Origin of the sequence: Caulobacter segnis (assembly GCF_019931575.1) — a bacterium.
Lineage (GTDB): Bacteria > Pseudomonadota > Alphaproteobacteria > Caulobacterales > Caulobacteraceae > Caulobacter > Caulobacter segnis_C.
Map to the genome: position 1 here is coordinate 2,527,341 of NZ_CP082923.1, position 15,803 is coordinate 2,543,143.

The window sequence follows — 15,803 nt, forward strand, 5'->3', positions numbered from 1 at the left end:
TCATGCGCTCCGGCTTCCTCCCCGGAGTCCGAAATGAACCGCTCACAAGCTGACCTCGCCGTGCTAGACGGCGCCCCATCGCAATCAGAGAGTCGATCCATGTCCGCCGCGTCGCCCTTCAAGTCAGAGTTCCTGCGAACCCTGGAGGCGCGCGGCTACATCCACCAGATCACCCATCCGGAAGAACTGGACGCGGCCTGCGCCGGCGGGATCGTCACCGCCTACATCGGCTTTGACGCCACCGCGCCGTCCCTGCACGTCGGCAGCCTGATCCAGATCATGATGCTGCGCCGCCTGCAGCAGGCCGGTCACAAGCCGATCGTCCTGATGGGCGGCGGCACGACCAAGGTCGGCGACCCGACCGGCAAGGACGAGAGCCGCAAGCTGCTGTCGGACGCCGACATCCAGGCCAACATCGCCGGCATCAAGCAGGTGTTCGCCAAGTTCCTGACGTTCGGCGACGGCCCGACCGACGCCATCATGGTCGACAACGACGAGTGGCTGAGCAAGTTCGGCTACGTGCAGTTCCTGCGCGACTACGGCGTGCACTTCACGGTCAACCGGATGCTGGCCTTCGACTCGGTCAAGCTGCGGCTCGAGCGCGAGCAGCCGATGACCTTCCTCGAATTCAACTACATGCTGATGCAGGCCACCGACTTCCTGGAGCTGAATCGCAAGTACAATTGCGTTCTTCAGATGGGCGGCTCGGACCAGTGGGGCAACATCCTGAACGGGGTGGAGTTGACCCGTCGCGTCGATCACAAGGCCGCCTTCGGCCTGACGACGCCGCTGCTGGCCACGGCCTCGGGCGCCAAGATGGGCAAGACCATGGCCGGCGCGGTGTGGCTGAACGCCGAGCAACTGAGCCCCTACGACTACTGGCAGTTCTGGCGGAACACGGAAGACGCCGACGTCGGCCGTTTCCTGAAGCTGTTCACCGACCTGCCGCTGGAGCGCATCGCCGAGCTGGAAGCCCTGCCGGGCGCCCAGATCAATGACGCCAAGAAGGTGCTAGCCGACGAAGCCACCCGCATGGCCCACGGCGACGAGGAGGCCCGTAAGGCCCGCGACGCCGCCGAGAAGGCCTTCGAGCAAGGCGCGCTGTCCGCCGACCTGCCGACCTTCGAGGTCCCGGCCGCGGACCTGGAAGCCGGCATCGTGCTGGCGGCCCTGTTCGCCGACGCCGGCCTGGCCGCCTCGCGCGGCGAGGCCCGCCGCCTGGCCCAGGGGGGCGGCCTGAAGGTCAACGACAAGGCCGAGGTCGACGCCAACCGGACGATCACCCCGGCCGACCTCGTCGAAGGCGTCGTCAAACTGGCCGCCGGCAAGAAGAAGATCGTGTTGGTGAAGCCCGTTTAGTTATCTAGTTGATTATCGTCCCGGCCGTGGCGTAGCCAAGGATTCGCGTCCCTGCGACGCGCGGCCGGGACGGCCTTTCAAGGTGGAGACGCGTTCGATGCTGCAACCCGGCGACAAGGCCCCCGACTTCGATCTGCCGACCGACACCGGTCGCGTCAGCCTGTCGGGCCTGAAGGGCAAGAACGTGGTCCTCTACTTCTACCCGAAGGACGACACCGCCGGCTGCACGTCCGAAGCCCTGCAATTCTCGTCGGAAGTCGAGGAATTCCAGAAGCTGGGCGCGGTGATCGTCGGCGTGTCCAAGGACAGCGCCGCCTCGCACGCCAAGTTCCGCAAGAAGCACGACCTGACCATCGAGCTGGCCGCAGACCCGCTGGGCGACGTGGTCGAGGCCTATGGCGCCTGGGTCGAGAAGAGCATGTACGGCCGCAAGTACATGGGCATCGATCGCTCGACCTTCCTGATCGACCGCGAGGGAGTGGTTCGCGAGGTCTGGCGCAAGGTGAAGGTGCCTGGCCACATCAAAGCGGTGATGAACGCCGCCAAGGCCATCAAATAGAGTTCACCGGTCTTTTCGTCTCTTGGCGGAACGGTTCGGTCGCGGCGGTGTTGTATCCGCGCCTCAACCTGTGACCTTTCGGCGCGTGCATAGCCTTAATTGATGACTTTCCCGGTCAGGAAACGTTAAGGGTCGAGGCGCAAAATTCATATTTCGCGACTCACGCCTTCTTCGGGCGCGAAGAGTCTTGCACGTTCCCGCTTTATCGTAGCATATCGCCCAGACCTGAAACGGGGGGTTTCTTGGGCGATGGCGATCACGCGCTTCAAGCGACTGCGACAATCTCTCGAAACCCTGTTCCCTGAACGGCACATCTATATCCGCTCTGGCGGTGAGATGCGCGGCTACGTCTTCTCCACCAACAAGCAGATCCTGGGCGCGACCTGCGTCGCCGGCGCGGCGCTGTGGATGGGAGTCTGCACCGCCTCGATGATGATCAACGCCCTGTCGGTCAGCGCGACCGACCAGCAGGTCATCAAGCAGAAGGCCTATTACGAACGCCTGAACGCCGACAGACAAGCGCGCCTGAACAGCGCGGTCGCCCAGTTGTCGGCCACCAACGGCTCGCTGGACGACCTGGCCACCTCGGTCGAGAAACGCCACGCCGCCCTCGCCCTGCTGGTCTCCGATTTCAAGGGCGTGCCCGGGGCCGCCGAGGCCCTGACCGTCGCCAAGCCGCGCCTGCTGGCCGCCAGCCCGGTCCAGCGCATCCAGGCCACCCGGATGGACCAGGAGCGCCTGATCGACGCCGCCGAGAGCTTCGCCAAGAGCCGCGCCGAGCGCCTGCGCCTGGCCATGCGGATGGCGGGCCTGGACGCCGGCAACTTCACCGGCCGCGGCGTCTCGCTGGGCGGCCCGCTGATCGAGGCCAAGGATCCCCGCGCCCTCGCCGCCGTCCTCGACGTCGACGAGGAATTCGCCAGCCGCATCCAGCACGCGGCCAACGACATGTCGGACATGCGCAGCCTGGGCGCGGCGGCCAAGAAGCTGCCGTTCTACCGCCCGACCAGCAATCCGGCCCTGTCGTCCAGCTACGGTGTCCGCTTCGACCCGTTCACGCGCCGACCGGCCTTCCATTCGGGCCTGGACTTCCCGGGCGCCTTCTACACCCCGATCATGGCCACGGCGCCGGGCGTCATCTCGTTTACGGGCGTGCGCTCGGGCTATGGCAACACGGTCGAGATCGACCACGGCGGCGGCTTCAAGACCCGCTACGCCCACCTGGCCACCATCGGCGTCCGCGTCGGCCAGCGCGTGTCGATCGGCTCGCGCGTCGGCGCCATGGGCTCGACCGGCCGCTCGACCGGTCCACACCTGCATTACGAAGTCTGGGTCAATGGCAAGGCCCAGAACCCCAATCGCTTCTTGAAGGCTGGTGAGTATGTTCAGCAAGCAAGCTAAGTCGACGCCCAAGACTGCGGCCCGCATCGAGGCGCTGCCCGCTCCCACGGCCATCGGTCCCGCCGACCAGGCCCGCCGCGCCACGCCGAAGGTGGCCTCCCTGCTCTCGGCCGACCTGACCTTCCAGGGCGACATCTCGGGCGAAGGCGAGCTGCAGGTCGACGGCATGATCAAGGGCGACATCCGCGTCGGCCGCCTGACCGTCGGCGAGACCGGTCACATCGAAGGCTCGATCTACGCCGAGATCGTCGAGGTCCGCGGCCGCGTGGTCGGCACGATCACCGCCAAGCAGGTCCGGCTGTACGGCACCTCGTACATCGACGGCGACATCACGCACGAGCAGCTGGCCATCGAGAGCGGCGCCTTCTTCCAAGGCCGCAGCCTGAAGTTCCAGCGCCCCGCCCCGGTCGTCCAGCCGGCGCCGCAGTCCGAACCGTCGCTAGCCATCGTCAAGCCGGTCGCCGGCTAGAGCGTCAAGTCTTCCGAAACGACAACGCCCCGGAGCGATCCGGGGCGTTCTTCGTTATCAGGCCCGTCTCCGCGCCAGGAATGCTGAGCTCGATCCAGCGGTGGCGGCTACGGTCTGCAATGGTCCTCATCCTGAGCTTGTCGAAGACGAGGACCACGCATTGATTAGACCTCGGCGCCGTCGCGGGTGTGGCCCACGCGCTGGGCCAGCGAGGCGCCCATGAAGGCGTCCAGATCGCCGTCCAGCACGCCTTGGGTGTCGGAAGTCTCGACGTTGGTCCGCAGGTCCTTGACCATCTGGTAGGGCTGCAGGACGTAGCTGCGGATCTGGTGACCCCAGCCAATGTCGGTCTTGGTGTCCTCCAGCGCCTGCTGGGCGGCTTCCCGCTTCTGCAGTTCGGCCTCGTAGAGGCGCGCGCGCAGCATCTTCCAGGCTTCCTCGCGGTTCTGGTGCTGCGAGCGGCCGGCCTGGCAGGCCACCGCGATGCCGGTCGGGATGTGCGTGAGACGCACGGCCGAGTCCGTCTTGTTGATGTGCTGACCACCGGCGCCGGAAGCGCGGTAGGTGTCGGTCCGCACGTCGGACGGGTTGATCTCGATCTCGATATTGTCGTCGACCACGGGATAGACCCAGGCCGAGGCGAACGAGGTGTGGCGACGGGCGCTGCTGTCATACGGGCTGATGCGCACCAGACGGTGCACCCCGGCCTCGGTCTTCAGCCAGCCATAGGCGTTGGGGCCCTTGACCAGCAGGGTCGCGGACTTGATGCCGGCCTGGTCGCCGTCGGTCTCTTCGATCAGCTCGGTCGTCATGCCGTGGGCGTTGGCCCAGCGGGTGTACATGCGCAGCAGGATGCCAGCCCAGTCGCAGGACTCGGTGCCGCCGGCCCCGGAGTTGATTTCGACATAGGCGTCGTTGCCGTCGGCCTCGCCGGACAGCAGGGCCTCCAGCTCGGCGCGGCCGGCGCGCTCCTTGATGGCCTTCAGCTGGGCGCGCGCGTCGTTCAGCGACTCCTCGTCGCCTTCCATGTCGGCCAGTTCGGCGTACTCGACGGCGTCCTTGACGTCACGCTCGATCGAGCGGACGGCCTCGACCTTGGCCGCCAGGTTCGCGCGCTCACGCGACACGGCCTGGGCCTCGGACGGACGGTCCCAAAGGGTCGGGTCCTCGACCCGGGCGTTCAGCTCATCGAGCTTTCGGAGGGCGACATCCCAGTCAAAGACGCCTCCTGAGCAGTCCCACGGACTGCTCGATGTCGGCCGCGGCGGCCTCGACATCCGGTCGCATCACGTAACTCCGTGACAGTGTTGAAGGGCGCGGGAGAGAGAGCGCGCCAGGGTTAAGTGTGCGCGGTTAACCCGCCCGGGCGCGCTCTAAACTTTTGAATCTAGAGCCCGCTGATCCGGTTCAGATCGAAAGATCTGAACCGGGCAGGCTCTAGCGTGCGTCGCCCGCCGGCGCAATGTCCCTAGTAGAGACCGCTGAGCGGATCCACCTTTTGCGGCGGCGGCTTGCCGGGCTGGGCCTGGGGCTGCGGGACCGGCGGCAGGCCAGCCGGCAGCTGCTCGTATGGGATCGGGCCGGTCGGGGCGACCTCGACCTTGGGCTCGGTACCCGGACGGAAGGCCTCGCGAACGCCGCGCACCATGGCGAACTTGGCCGTCTTGGGCGGCTTGAAGTCGACGACGGGCTGGCCTTCCAGGGCGACCTTCATGAAGTCCATGAACACCGGGACGGCGTCGGTGGCGCCCGTCTCGCCCTCGCCCAGCGAGCGGTTGTCATCGAAGCCGACAAACACCCCGACGACCAGGTTCGGCGAGAAGCCGACGAACCAGGCGCTGCGATACTCGTTGGTGGTGCCGGTCTTGCCGGCCAGCGGGCGGCCCAGCGAGCTGACGGCCGCGGCGGTGCCGCGCTGGACCACGCCCTGCAGCATCGAGGTGATCTGATAGGCGGTGACCGGATCCATGACCTGCTCGCCTGGCGCGGCGAACCGGGGGCTCTCGTCGCCGTTGAAGCCGGCCTCGCAACGTTCGCAGTCGCGCTTGTCGGCGCGGAAGATCACCTTGCCCTCGCGATCCTGCACCAGCTCGATCAGGTGCGGCTCGACCCGGCGGCCACCGTTGACGAACGGAGCGTAGGCGGCGGTCAGCTTGAACGGCGTGGTCTCGCCCGCGCCCAGGGCCATGGCCAGCACGGGATCCATGCTGCGAACCACGCCGGTGCGCTTGGCGAAGTCGACGATCTTCTTCATGCCCACGCCCTGGGCCAGACGCACGGTCATGGCGTTGATCGATTGCTCCAGCCCCTTGCGCAGCGGCTGAGCCCCGTAGAACTCCTTGTGATAGTTCTCCGGGCTCCAGTCCTGGCCGTTGGCGCCCTTGAAGGTGATGGCGCTGTCGACGATGACGCTGGCCGGCGTGTAGCCGTTCTCCAGGGCCGCAGCGTAGACGAACGGCTTAAACGACGAACCGGGCTGGCGCATCGCCTGGGTGGCGCGGTTGAAGTTCGACAGCGAGTAGGAATAGCCGCCGACCAGCGCCACGACACGGCCGGTATAGGGTTCCATCGCCACCAGGGCCCCGTTGACGGCCGGCGCCTGGCGCAGGCGGTAGCCGCCGCTGGCGGCCTTCTCGACAAAGACCAGGTCGCCGGCCTTCAGACCCTTGCCGTTCTTGGCCCAGGCGACGTCCTCGCCGACGATCTGGCCCTCGCCCTCGTTCTTGACCAGGCGCACGCGGCCGTCGTTTGAGGTGACCAGGGCCGGACGCCAGGTGTTGCGCTCGGAGGGGATCGGCCGGGCCAGGGCGGTCTTTTCCCAGGCGAGGTCCGTCGACTCGACGTGACCCCAGGCGCCGCGCCAGCCGTGGCGGCGGTCATACTTCTCCAGGCCGTCCATCAGCGCGACCCGGGCGGCCGTCTGCAGGCGCGGATCCAGGGTCGTGCGCATGTAGTAGCCGCCCTCGTTGAGGCGCGGCCCCAGCGTGGCCATGCCGCGCTGGCGCACTTCCTCGACGAAGTAGTCGGCGTCGCGATAGGCGGCGCGCTTGGGCGCGGCCTGCACGACCAGATCCTCGGCCATGGCCTTGCGGGCGTTCTCCTTAGAGACCCAGCCCTGCTCGGCCATCTGGCCCAGCACCCAGTTGCGCCGGGCCATCGCCTTGGCCTTGTTGCGGATCGGATGGTAGTTGTCCGGCCCCTTGGGCAGCGAGGCCAGGTAGGCGCACTGGGCCAGGGTCAGGTCGGGCAGCGACTTGCCGAAATAGTTGTAGGCGGCCGCGCCGACGCCAAACGAGCGATAGCCCAGCCAGATCTCGTTCAGATACAGCTCTAGGATCTGCTGCTTGGTCAGCGACTGCTCCAGGCGGTGGGCCAGGATCGCTTCCTTGAACTTACGGCCGACCGTGGCGTCGCTGGTCAGGAGGACGTTCTTGGCCACCTGCTGGGTGATGGTCGAGCCACCCTCCAGGCGCCGACCGCGGATGGCGTTGCCGACATTGTTGAGCATCGCGCGCGACAGGCCGCCGACATCGACGCCGCCGTGCTGGAAGAAGTTGCGATCCTCGGCCGCCAGGAAGGCCTGAGCCAGCTGCGGCGGGATCTGGTCGTAGGGGATGAAGATCCGGCGTTCTTTGGAATATTCGCCGATCAGGGTGCCGTCCCACGCATAGACGCGCGTGGCGGTCGGCGGACGGTAGTCCTGCAGCTCACCGGCGTCGGGCATGTCGTGGAACAGCCAGGCGGCGTAGATCGCGATCGCGAATCCCGCGACCGCGATGGCCGAGAGCACCGTCACGCCCGCGATGGCCATCCATCGTTCGCTGGGTTTCAGATCCACGCGACCTCCGTCGGACGGGTCCCCTCGCCCGCCACACACCCTTCACTAGATCGCTTGTCGCGGAACCGTAAGCGGTTTCGCGGCCACGCTTTCGCTTACGAAGCGCGAACGATCGCCCTGTGATTAGAGCGCGGCGGAGAAAAGGGAAAGTCGCCGTGGGGAGACGATCTTACGACTTGCGCGCATCCGCCGAGAAATAGGCCTCGATCGAATCGGCCACGGCCCCGACCAGACGGTTGCGGCTGGACTTGGTGGTCAGGAACGCCTCGTCGTCCGGATTGGTGATGAAGCCCATCTCCAGCAGCACGGCCGGCACGTCGGGCGCCAGCAGCACGATGAAGCCGGCGTCGCGGTGGCTGCGGCGCAGCAACGAGGTTTCCTCGCCGACATTGGCCAGCAGCAACTGGGCGAAGGCGGCCGAGCGGTTCTTGGTGGCGCGCTGTGACAGGTCCAGCAGGATCTGGCTGACGGCGCGGTCGCGGCCCGGCAGGTTGGCCTTCATCAGCCAGTCGTTCTTGTCCAGGACCAGGCCGACACGCTCGGTGCCCTTCTCGGACAGGGTGTAGACCGACGCGCCCCGGGTGCCGGTGTCGGGACCCGAGTCGGCGTGCATGGAGATGAAGAGATCCGCGTCGGCGCGCCGGGCGACCTGCACCCGCGCTTCCAGCGGGACGAAGGTGTCGGTCTCGCGGGTCAGCACCACCTGGAAGCGGCCGGTGCGCTCCAGCCGCTCCTTCAGCGCCTTGGCGGCGGCCAGGGTGACGTCCTTCTCGTAGACATTGGCGCCCAACGAGCCGGGATCCTTGCCGCCGTGGCCGGCGTCGATGACGATGACCTTCTTCAGGCGAAGCGGCGCGGCCTTGACCGACGCGCTGGCCAGGGTCAGGCGCGGCGTCCGCGGCGTGGCGACAGCGTCATCCACCGCCTTCAGGTCGATCACATAACGATAGGCGGTCGCGCCATCGCCGGGCGGCAGCAGGAAGCGGCGGCGGACCTCGGCCTTGCCGGCCAGATCCAGGCGCAGACGGGCGCCGCCGGCGGCCTCGTCGATCACCCAGCGCTTGACCAGGCCCTGTCCCGAGCCCTGCAGGTCGCCCGAGACCACGACGTTGGGCAGCGCCATGACCAGGCGTTGATCGTTCATGCCGTCGGAAATCAGCTTGCCGGCCGAGGCCCGGTCCAGGTCGATCACCACGCGGGTTTCGGCCCGGTCGCCGCCGAAGCGGACCTTCTGCACCCCCGCCGGCGCGGCGGGCCCCTGGGCCGTGGCGACCGCGACGCCGGCCGTGGTCAGACCGCCGACGATCAACGCCGCCCGAACCCAGCCCATGCGGGCCAAACTGATGAGAACCTTACGCATCCCCGCCCGCGTAGCCGGATTTGGTGAACCGATCGTCAATATCGCTCGGCCCTGGTAGCGAAAGGGTTAAGTCCTGATCGTCCGTCGAAAGCTTTTCTTTTGTGCGCCGATGTGGCTACAGTCCCGCCGCGCGCGAAGTCCGTGATCGTCACGACTCCATGCGGGCTGACTTTGCCTCGAAAGTGGTCTGAACCTCTTCCGATGCGAAGGCGGCAGACTAGATAGTGTTCGAGACGCGGCCGACCTGGCGGGCAAGACGCCTACCGAAACGCCGTGTCGAGGGGCTCGCGTCGGGCTCAAACGCCCTTCTGGCGACGACGCGCCATCCGATCCGCGCCTTCTGGCGCGACAACAGACACCTTCTCGCGCCACTCGTGACGCGACAGGCACAACACTCCGGTCCGCGCCTCGCCGCGCGGGAGGGATAAACGAAACCCCCATGGGCTGCGCCGCACCCGATCGCCTTTGGCACCTGACCCTTCGCAACCGCGCTGACGGTGCGACGGTCGGCGACGCGCGCGCCCTTCATTCAAATCGGCGACCGGGCCTCGCGCCCGCCGCGCGCCGTGGAGACTTCCTTAATGTCGAAGAAGATGCTGATCGACGCAGCACACGCCGAAGAGACGCGTGTGGTCGTCGTGGACGGAACCCGGGTTGAAGAGTTCGATTTCGAGAGCCAGACCCGCAAACAGCTTCGCGGTAACATCTATCTCGCCAAGGTAACCCGCGTCGAACCCAGCCTGCAGGCCGCGTTCGTCGAGTATGGCGGCAATCGCCACGGCTTCCTGGCGTTCAACGAAATCCACCCGGACTACTACCAGATCCCGGTCGCCGATCGTGAAGCGCTGATGCGCGACGACTCGGGCGACGACGAGGACGACACCCCCGTCTCGCGCCGCGCCTCGGGCGGCGACGACGAGGACGACGTCAACGGCGACGGCCACGCGGTCGACGACGAGGACGACGACGTCGAAGAAGAACTGGCGCGCCGCAAGCGCCGCCTGATGCGCAAGTACAAGATCCAGGAAGTGATCCGCCGCCGGCAGATCATGCTGGTCCAGGTCGTCAAGGAAGAGCGCGGCAACAAGGGCGCGGCCCTGACCACCTATCTGTCGCTGGCCGGCCGCTACGGCGTCCTCATGCCCAACACCGCCCGTGGCGGCGGCATCAGCCGCAAGATCACGGCCGTGTCCGACCGTCGTCGCCTGAAGAGCGTCGTCAACAGCCTGGACGTGCCGCAAGGCATGGGCCTGATCGTCCGTACGGCCGGCGCCAAGCGCACCAAGGCCGAGGTCAAGCGCGACTACGAATATCTGCTGCGTCTGTGGGAAAACATCCGCGACAACACGCTGCACTCGGTCGCGCCGGCGCTGATCTACGAGGAAGAAGACCTCGTCAAACGCGCCATCCGCGACATGTACGACAAGGACCTGGAGGGCATCTGGGTCGAGGGCGACGCCGGCTACAAGGAAGCGCGCGACTTCATGCGCATGCTGATGCCGAGCCAGGCCAAGAAGGTCTTCAACTACCGCGACCCGACCCCGCTGTTCGTCAAGAACAAGATCGAGGACCACCTGGCCCAGATCTATTCGCCGGTCGTGCCGCTGCGCTCCGGCGGCTATCTGGTGATCAACCAGACCGAGGCCCTGGTCGCCATCGACGTCAACTCGGGCAAGGCCACGCGCGAGCGCAACATCGAGGCCACGGCGCTCAAGACGAACATCGAGGCCGCCGAGGAAGCCGCTCGCCAGCTGCGCCTGCGCGACCTGGCCGGCCTGATCGTCATCGACTTCATCGACATGGATGAAGCCAAGAACAACCGCACGGTCGAGAAGGTCCTCAAGGACGCGCTCAAGGACGACCGCGCCCGCATCCAGATGGGCAAGATCTCGGGCTTCGGCCTGATGGAGATCAGCCGTCAGCGTCGCCGCACCGGCGTCCTGGAAGGCACCACCCACGTCTGCGAGCACTGCGAAGGCACCGGCCGCGTCCGCTCGGTCGAGTCCAGCGCCCTGGCCGCCCTGCGCGCGGTCGAGGTCGAGGCCCTGAAGGGCAGCGGCGCGGTGATCCTGAAGGTCGCCCGCTCGGTCGGCCTCTACATCCTCAACGAAAAGCGCGCCTACCTGCAGCGCCTGCAGCAGACTCACGGCCTGCACGTGACGGTCGTGGTCGACGACAGCCTGCACGCCGGCGACCAGGAGATCGATCGCACCGAGTTGGGCGAGCGCATCGCCGTGGCTCCGGCCCCGTATGTCGACGAGGATGACGACTTCGACGTCACCGCGTTCGAGGACGAGGAGGAAGACGACGAGATCATCGCCGACGAGGACGAAGACGATCTCGAGCGCGAGGACACCGACGACGACGACGCCTCGGCCCGCAAGCAGGCCCGCGACGACGAGCGTGGCGACCGCAAGGGCCGTCGCGGCCGTCGCGATCGGGGCCGCAACCGTGGCCGTCGCGACGAGCGCGAGACCGAAGCCGACAGCGAAGCTGAAGTCGAGGACGACGAGGTCGAAGGCGACGCCGAGGACCGCGCCGAGTTCGGCGACGAGGACGAGGACGCCCGTCGTCGTCGTCGCCGTCGCGGCCGTCGCGGCGGCCGTCGCGGGGGGCGCGAGGATGGCGACCGTCCGACCGACGCCTTCGTCTGGATCCGCCCGCGCGTCCCGTTCGGCGAGAACGTCTTCACCTGGCACGACCCGGCCGCCCTGGTCGGCGGCAATGGCGGCCCCGCCAGCGAGCCGCGCCGCCCGGCGCCCGAAGCCCGCGCCGAAGCCTCGGAAGCCGCCGAGCGTCCGGAACGCGCCGAGCGTCCCGAGCGTGAGGATCGCCCGGCCCGCGAACGCGGCCGTCGTGGCCGAGACCGTGGCCGTCGCAACCGCGACGAGGCTCCGGCAGCCGAGACGGCTGTCGCCGAAGCGGCTCCGGCCACCGAGACGATCAGCGAACCGGCCGAGCCGTTCGAAGCCCCGATCCTGGCCCCGCCGGTGATCGCCGGCCCGCCGGCCGACGTCTGGGTCGAACTGCCGGAAACCGAGGAAGCGCCGAAGAAGCCCAAGCGCGCCCGCTCGCGCGGCAAGAAGGCGACCGAGGCCGCGCCGGAAGCCGCCGAGGCGGAGGCCGTGGCAGAGACGGTGACCGAAAGCGTCGCCGTGGTTCCGCCGGAACCGGTCGCCGAACCGGTCGTCGAGGCCGCCCCGGCGCCCGCTCCGGCCCCGAGCCCCGAGCCCGTGGCGGAATCGGCGCCAGCCGCTCCGGCCGAGCCCGATCCGAACGAGATCACCACCCCGCCCGAAAAGCCCCGCAAGGGCTGGTGGCGCCGGTAGGGTGAACTGATCGCGGCCCGCGTGTCTGAACGACGCGCGGGCCGAAATCTTCGCGCCCTAAAAACGCCGTCCAAAATCGTCGCTATGGGGGACGGAAACCCTTGTTCCCTCGCGTCGAACTTCCAAGTTAGACTGGTCGGGGTTCGCGGGGGCGCGATCTGGAGATCATTCGATGACCTCGCGTAGCGGGCATGCCGGGAAAAGGCTGGGCGTGGCGTTGTCCGCGCTGTCGATTCTCGCGTCCGCGGTTCCCCAGGTCACCCTGGCCCAGGACGACGGCCCCTCCCTGATCCGCGACACCGAGATCGAGGAGATCCTGCACCACGACGCCGATCCGATCTATGCGGCGGCGGGCCTTGATCCCAAGACCGTGCGCATCTTGATCGTTGGCGACAAGTCGCTGAACGCCTTCGCGACCCAGGGCCTGCAGATGGGCCTCAACACCGGCCTGATCCTGCAGACCGAGAACCCCAACCAACTGCGCGGCGTCATCGCCCACGAAACCGGACACTTGGCCGGCGGCCATCCGATCCGCTCCGGCGAGATGATGCGCGCGGGCCTCAAGCCGATGATCCTGACCATGGGCCTGGGCGTCCTGGCGGCCCTGGCCGGGTCCGCCGACGGCGCCGCCGTCCTGCTGGGCAACGCGCAATATGCCGGGGCGCTGGGCGCCCTGGGCTACAGCCGCGAGCAGGAATCACGCGCCGACCAGGCCGGCGCGGGCTTCCTGGAGGCCACCGGCCAGTCGGGTCGAGGTCTCGTCGAGTTCTTCGACAACTTCCGCTACCAGGAAGTCTTCGATCAGGCCCGCCGCTACGAATATTTCCGCAGCCACCCCCTGTCCTCCGAGCGGATCGAGGTGCTGCGCAGCCGCGTCGAACGCCAGCCGCACTACAGCGCCGTCGACACGCCGGAAGACCTGGCCCAGCACGAGATCATGAAGGCCAAGCTGGAAGGGTTCCTGAACCCGCAGGTCGCCTTGATGAAGTACAAGGAAACCGACACCGGCTTCCCGGCCCGCTACGCTCGCGCCATCGCCTACTACCAGATGAAGGAGCCCGACCGGGCCCTGAACCTGCTGGAGCCGCTGATCGCCGACCATCCCGACAATCCCTATCTGTGGGAGCTGAAGGGCCAGATCCTGTTCGAATTCAACCGCGTGGCCCAGGCCGAGGAGCCGCAGCGCAAATCGGTGCAGCTGAAGCCCGACGCGGCCCTGTTGCGCGTCAATCTCGGCCAGACCCTGATCAACCTGAATGATCCCAAGAAGATCGAGGAAGGCGTCCAGGAGCTGAAACGCAGCCTGCTGAACGATCCGGACAACTCGGTGACCTGGCGCCTGCTGGCCCAGGCCTACGACACCCAGAAAAAGGACGGCGAGGCGCGCCTGGCCACCGCCGAGCAGTACTTCTCGCTAGGCGCGGTGCGCGAGGCCAAGGTCTTCGCCATGCGCGCCCGGGAACTGCTGCCCAAGAACACGCCGGACTGGCGCCGGGCCACGGACATCGTCCTGGCGTCCCGACCGTCCAACCAGGACCTGAAGGACCTGGCCAAGGACAGCGCCATGCCATCCAATCTCGGGCGCTGAAGCGCCCTCCTCTTTCCAAGACCTCGAGATCTAGATGACCCTGTTTCGTCGCGCCGCGACCCTCGCCGTTCCGCTGGCCATCGCCGCCCTGACCTTGGCCGGCTGCGAGCGGCCCGAGCCCAAGCCCAGCAAGCTGTTCGGCGAGAAGGTCCGCGCCTATCTGCTCGAGCACCCCGAGGTGCTGATGGAGGCCAGCCAGAAGCTGCAGGAGAAGCAGGCCGCCCAGCAGGCCGCCTCGTCCCAGAAGGCGATCGGCCAGTACCGCCAGGCCATCGAGCGCGATCCGCGCGACATCGTCATCAACCCGGCCGGCTCGATCACGGTCACCGAGTTCTTCGACTATCGCTGCGGCTATTGCCGCCACGCCGCGCCCGAGATCGTCGAGCTGGTCCAGAAGAACCCCGACATCCGCCTGGTGCTGAAGGACTTCGTGATCTTCGGCCACGACAGCGAGGCTGCGGCCCGCATCGCCCTGGGCGCCAAGGACCAGGGCAAGAGCCTGGAGCTCTACAAGGGCCTGATGGCCGAGAACGCCCTGGACGCCGCCGCCGCCCTGCGCATCGCCAAGGGCCTGGGGATCGACATGGACAAGGCCAAGGCCGCCGGCGAGAGCCAGGCCGTGACCCAGCACCTGGCCGACACCGAGGCCCTGGCCAAGACCCTGGCCCTCTCGGGCACCCCGGCCTTCATCGTCGGCGACACCCTGATCCCCGGCGCCGACATCAACGCCCTGAAGCTGGCTATCGAGCAGACCCGGGCCAGCAAGGCGAAGGCGGGCTGATCTAGATCAGCCCCGCCAGCGGCGAGCTGGGGTCGGCGTACAGGCGCTTCTGCATCCGGCCGGCGAGGTAGGCCTCGCGGCCGGCGATCACGGCGTGCTTCATCGCCTTGGCCATGCGGATCGGGTCCTTGGCCTCGGCGATGGCGGTGTTCATCAGGATGGCGTCACAGCCCAGTTCCATGCCGATCGCCGCGTCCGAGGCCGTGCCGACGCCGGCGTCGACCAGGACGGGGACCTTGGCGTTCTCGACGATGATCCGCAGGTTGACGCGGTTCTGGATGCCGAGGCCCGAGCCGATCGGCGCGCCCAGCGGCATGATCGCCACGGCGCCGGCCTCTTCCAGCTTGCGGGCGTAGACCGGGTCGTCCGAACAGTAGACCATGACCTGGAACCCGTCGGCGACCAGCAGCTTCAGCGAGCGCAGGGTCTCTTCCATGTCGGGAAACAGGGTCTTGGGATCGCTGAGGACCTCCAGCTTGACCAGATCCCAGCCGCCGGCCTCGCGGGCCAGGCGGAGCGTGCGGACGGCGTCCTCGCCGGTGAAGCAGCCCGCCGTGTTCGGCAGATAGGTGAATTCGCTCGGCTTGACGTAGTCGACCAGCAGCGGCTGGCTGGGGTCGGTCAGGTTCACCCGGCGCACGGCCACGGTGACGATCTCGGCCCCGGCCGCGCGGGCGGCGGCGGCGTTGGTCGCGTAGTCCTTGTACTTGCCCGTGCCGACGATCAGGCGTGAGCGGAAGGTGCGACCGGCGACGGTCCAGGTCTCATCGCTATCGGTCGCCGTGACGGAGTCGGGGGAAACGTGCGCGTTCATGGGCGTGGTTTACGCCCCGGCGGGCGGCGTTTCAAATGCGGAGGATCACCCGCCACCGATAAAAGTGACGATCTCGATGCGATCGCCGTCGGCCAGCGCCGTGTCGGCATAGGTCGAGCGCGGGGCGATCTCGAGGTTGCGCTCGACCGCCACCTTGCGGGCGTCCAGGCCCAGCGACGCCACCAGATCGGCGATCGTGACCACGCCGGCCACGTCCCGCTCTTCCCCGTTCAGCAAAAGCCTCATCTCACCTCCGAAGCGAGCCGTGCTTGTGACCCGGCGGAACCGGCTATACAAGACCTCCC

At 67.6% G+C, this 15,803-nt stretch carries 13 protein-coding genes; 8 read left to right on the plus strand and 5 right to left on the minus strand.

Features of this window, described 5'->3' with window-relative positions; genetic code table 11:
* Positions 1–33 precede the first annotated feature (33 nt).
* The 4 genes from tyrS to K8940_RS11625 all read left to right on the plus strand — a co-directional run bounded on the left by tyrS (position 34) and on the right by K8940_RS11625 (position 3,788).
* A complete protein-coding gene (tyrS, locus tag K8940_RS11610) occupies positions 34–1,359 on the plus strand; it encodes a tyrosine--tRNA ligase (RefSeq protein ID WP_223395657.1) in 1,326 nt (441 codons plus the stop codon).
* Positions 1,360–1,456: 97 nt separating this feature from the next.
* Positions 1,457–1,918, plus strand: coding sequence for a peroxiredoxin (locus K8940_RS11615; RefSeq protein WP_184719472.1), 462 nt, complete (start codon positions 1,457–1,459; stop codon positions 1,916–1,918).
* Between the two features lie 249 nt (positions 1,919–2,167).
* The gene (locus tag K8940_RS11620; RefSeq protein WP_223395659.1) at positions 2,168–3,319 is read left to right on the plus strand and encodes a peptidoglycan DD-metalloendopeptidase family protein; all 1,152 of its coding nucleotides are present in this window, start codon (positions 2,168–2,170) and stop codon (positions 3,317–3,319) included.
* The gene (locus K8940_RS11625; RefSeq protein WP_223395661.1) at positions 3,300–3,788 is read left to right on the plus strand and encodes a polymer-forming cytoskeletal protein; all 489 of its coding nucleotides are present in this window, start codon (positions 3,300–3,302) and stop codon (positions 3,786–3,788) included. Before K8940_RS11620 ends, K8940_RS11625 begins: the two co-directional genes overlap by 20 nt.
* 164 nt (positions 3,789–3,952) lie before the next feature.
* Here the strand turns inward: K8940_RS11625 and prfB are convergent.
* From prfB to K8940_RS11640, 3 genes are all read right to left on the minus strand, one after another.
* Positions 3,953–5,075, minus strand: a protein-coding gene (prfB, locus tag K8940_RS11630; protein ID WP_223395663.1) for a peptide chain release factor 2 whose coding sequence is annotated in 2 segments (ribosomal slippage) — positions 3,953–5,005 and positions 5,007–5,075 — 1,122 coding nt in all. Because the reading frame shifts where the segments join, the coding sequence is not laid out codon by codon here.
* 181 nt (positions 5,076–5,256) lie between these two features.
* Positions 5,257–7,626: a penicillin-binding protein 1A gene (locus K8940_RS11635; RefSeq protein ID WP_223395665.1), complete on the minus strand. Its 2,370-nt coding sequence runs from the start codon at positions 7,624–7,626 to the stop codon at positions 5,257–5,259.
* A gap of 169 nt (positions 7,627–7,795) precedes the next feature.
* Positions 7,796–8,986 carry an N-acetylmuramoyl-L-alanine amidase gene (locus K8940_RS11640; protein ID WP_223395667.1) on the minus strand — a complete coding sequence of 397 codons (1,191 nt, stop codon included), beginning with the start codon at positions 8,984–8,986 and terminating at the stop codon, positions 7,796–7,798.
* A gap of 439 nt (positions 8,987–9,425) precedes the next feature.
* On the opposite strand from K8940_RS11640, the gene K8940_RS11645 reads away from it, so the two are divergent.
* The 4 genes from K8940_RS11645 to K8940_RS11660 all read left to right on the plus strand — a co-directional run bounded on the left by K8940_RS11645 (position 9,426) and on the right by K8940_RS11660 (position 14,684).
* Entirely contained in the window at positions 9,426–9,644 is a 219-nt protein-coding gene (locus tag K8940_RS11645; RefSeq protein WP_223395669.1) for a hypothetical protein, read from the plus strand.
* Entirely contained in the window at positions 9,568–12,315 is a 2,748-nt protein-coding gene (locus tag K8940_RS11650) for a ribonuclease E/G (protein ID WP_223395671.1), read from the plus strand. The genes K8940_RS11645 and K8940_RS11650 overlap by 77 nt, the downstream gene beginning before the upstream one ends.
* Before the next feature lie 172 nt (positions 12,316–12,487).
* Positions 12,488–13,903, plus strand: coding sequence for a tetratricopeptide repeat protein (locus K8940_RS11655; RefSeq protein WP_223395672.1), 1,416 nt, complete (start codon positions 12,488–12,490; stop codon positions 13,901–13,903).
* 34 nt (positions 13,904–13,937) lie between these two features.
* Positions 13,938–14,684 carry a DsbA family protein gene (locus tag K8940_RS11660; protein ID WP_223395673.1) on the plus strand — a complete coding sequence of 249 codons (747 nt, stop codon included), beginning with the start codon at positions 13,938–13,940 and terminating at the stop codon, positions 14,682–14,684.
* Position 14,685: 1 nt separating this feature from the next.
* Here K8940_RS11660 and K8940_RS11665 read toward each other — a convergent pair whose 3' ends face one another.
* Together K8940_RS11665 and thiS are read right to left on the minus strand one after the other, a co-directional pair.
* Positions 14,686–15,498, minus strand: coding sequence for a thiazole synthase (locus tag K8940_RS11665; protein ID WP_223395674.1), 813 nt, complete (start codon positions 15,496–15,498; stop codon positions 14,686–14,688).
* A gap of 45 nt (positions 15,499–15,543) precedes the next feature.
* On the minus strand, positions 15,544–15,744 hold the full coding sequence (thiS, locus tag K8940_RS11670) for a sulfur carrier protein ThiS (RefSeq protein ID WP_013079290.1): 201 nt from the start codon (positions 15,742–15,744) through the stop codon (positions 15,544–15,546).
* Between the last annotated feature and the right edge of the window lie 59 nt (positions 15,745–15,803).

What these genes read in the sequence shown, in the direction of transcription:
- tyrS (WP_223395657.1), top strand. Translation starts at nt 34, where the DNA reads ATGAACCGCTCACAAGCTGACCTCGCCGTGCTAGACGGCGCCCCATCG.
- K8940_RS11615 (WP_184719472.1), top strand. Translation starts at nt 1,457, where the DNA reads ATGCTGCAACCCGGCGACAAGGCCCCCGACTTCGATCTGCCGACCGAC.
- K8940_RS11620 (WP_223395659.1), top strand. Translation starts at nt 2,168, where the DNA reads ATGGCGATCACGCGCTTCAAGCGACTGCGACAATCTCTCGAAACCCTG.
- K8940_RS11625 (WP_223395661.1), top strand. Translation starts at nt 3,300, where the DNA reads ATGTTCAGCAAGCAAGCTAAGTCGACGCCCAAGACTGCGGCCCGCATC.
- K8940_RS11640 (WP_223395667.1), bottom strand. Translation starts at nt 8,986, where the DNA reads ATGCGTAAGGTTCTCATCAGTTTGGCCCGCATGGGCTGGGTTCGGGCG.
- K8940_RS11645 (WP_223395669.1), top strand. Translation starts at nt 9,426, where the DNA reads ATGGGCTGCGCCGCACCCGATCGCCTTTGGCACCTGACCCTTCGCAAC.
- K8940_RS11650 (WP_223395671.1), top strand. Translation starts at nt 9,568, where the DNA reads ATGTCGAAGAAGATGCTGATCGACGCAGCACACGCCGAAGAGACGCGT.
- K8940_RS11655 (WP_223395672.1), top strand. Translation starts at nt 12,488, where the DNA reads ATGACCTCGCGTAGCGGGCATGCCGGGAAAAGGCTGGGCGTGGCGTTG.
- K8940_RS11660 (WP_223395673.1), top strand. Translation starts at nt 13,938, where the DNA reads ATGACCCTGTTTCGTCGCGCCGCGACCCTCGCCGTTCCGCTGGCCATC.
- K8940_RS11665 (WP_223395674.1), bottom strand. Translation starts at nt 15,498, where the DNA reads ATGAACGCGCACGTTTCCCCCGACTCCGTCACGGCGACCGATAGCGAT.
- thiS (WP_013079290.1), bottom strand. Translation starts at nt 15,744, where the DNA reads ATGAGGCTTTTGCTGAACGGGGAAGAGCGGGACGTGGCCGGCGTGGTC.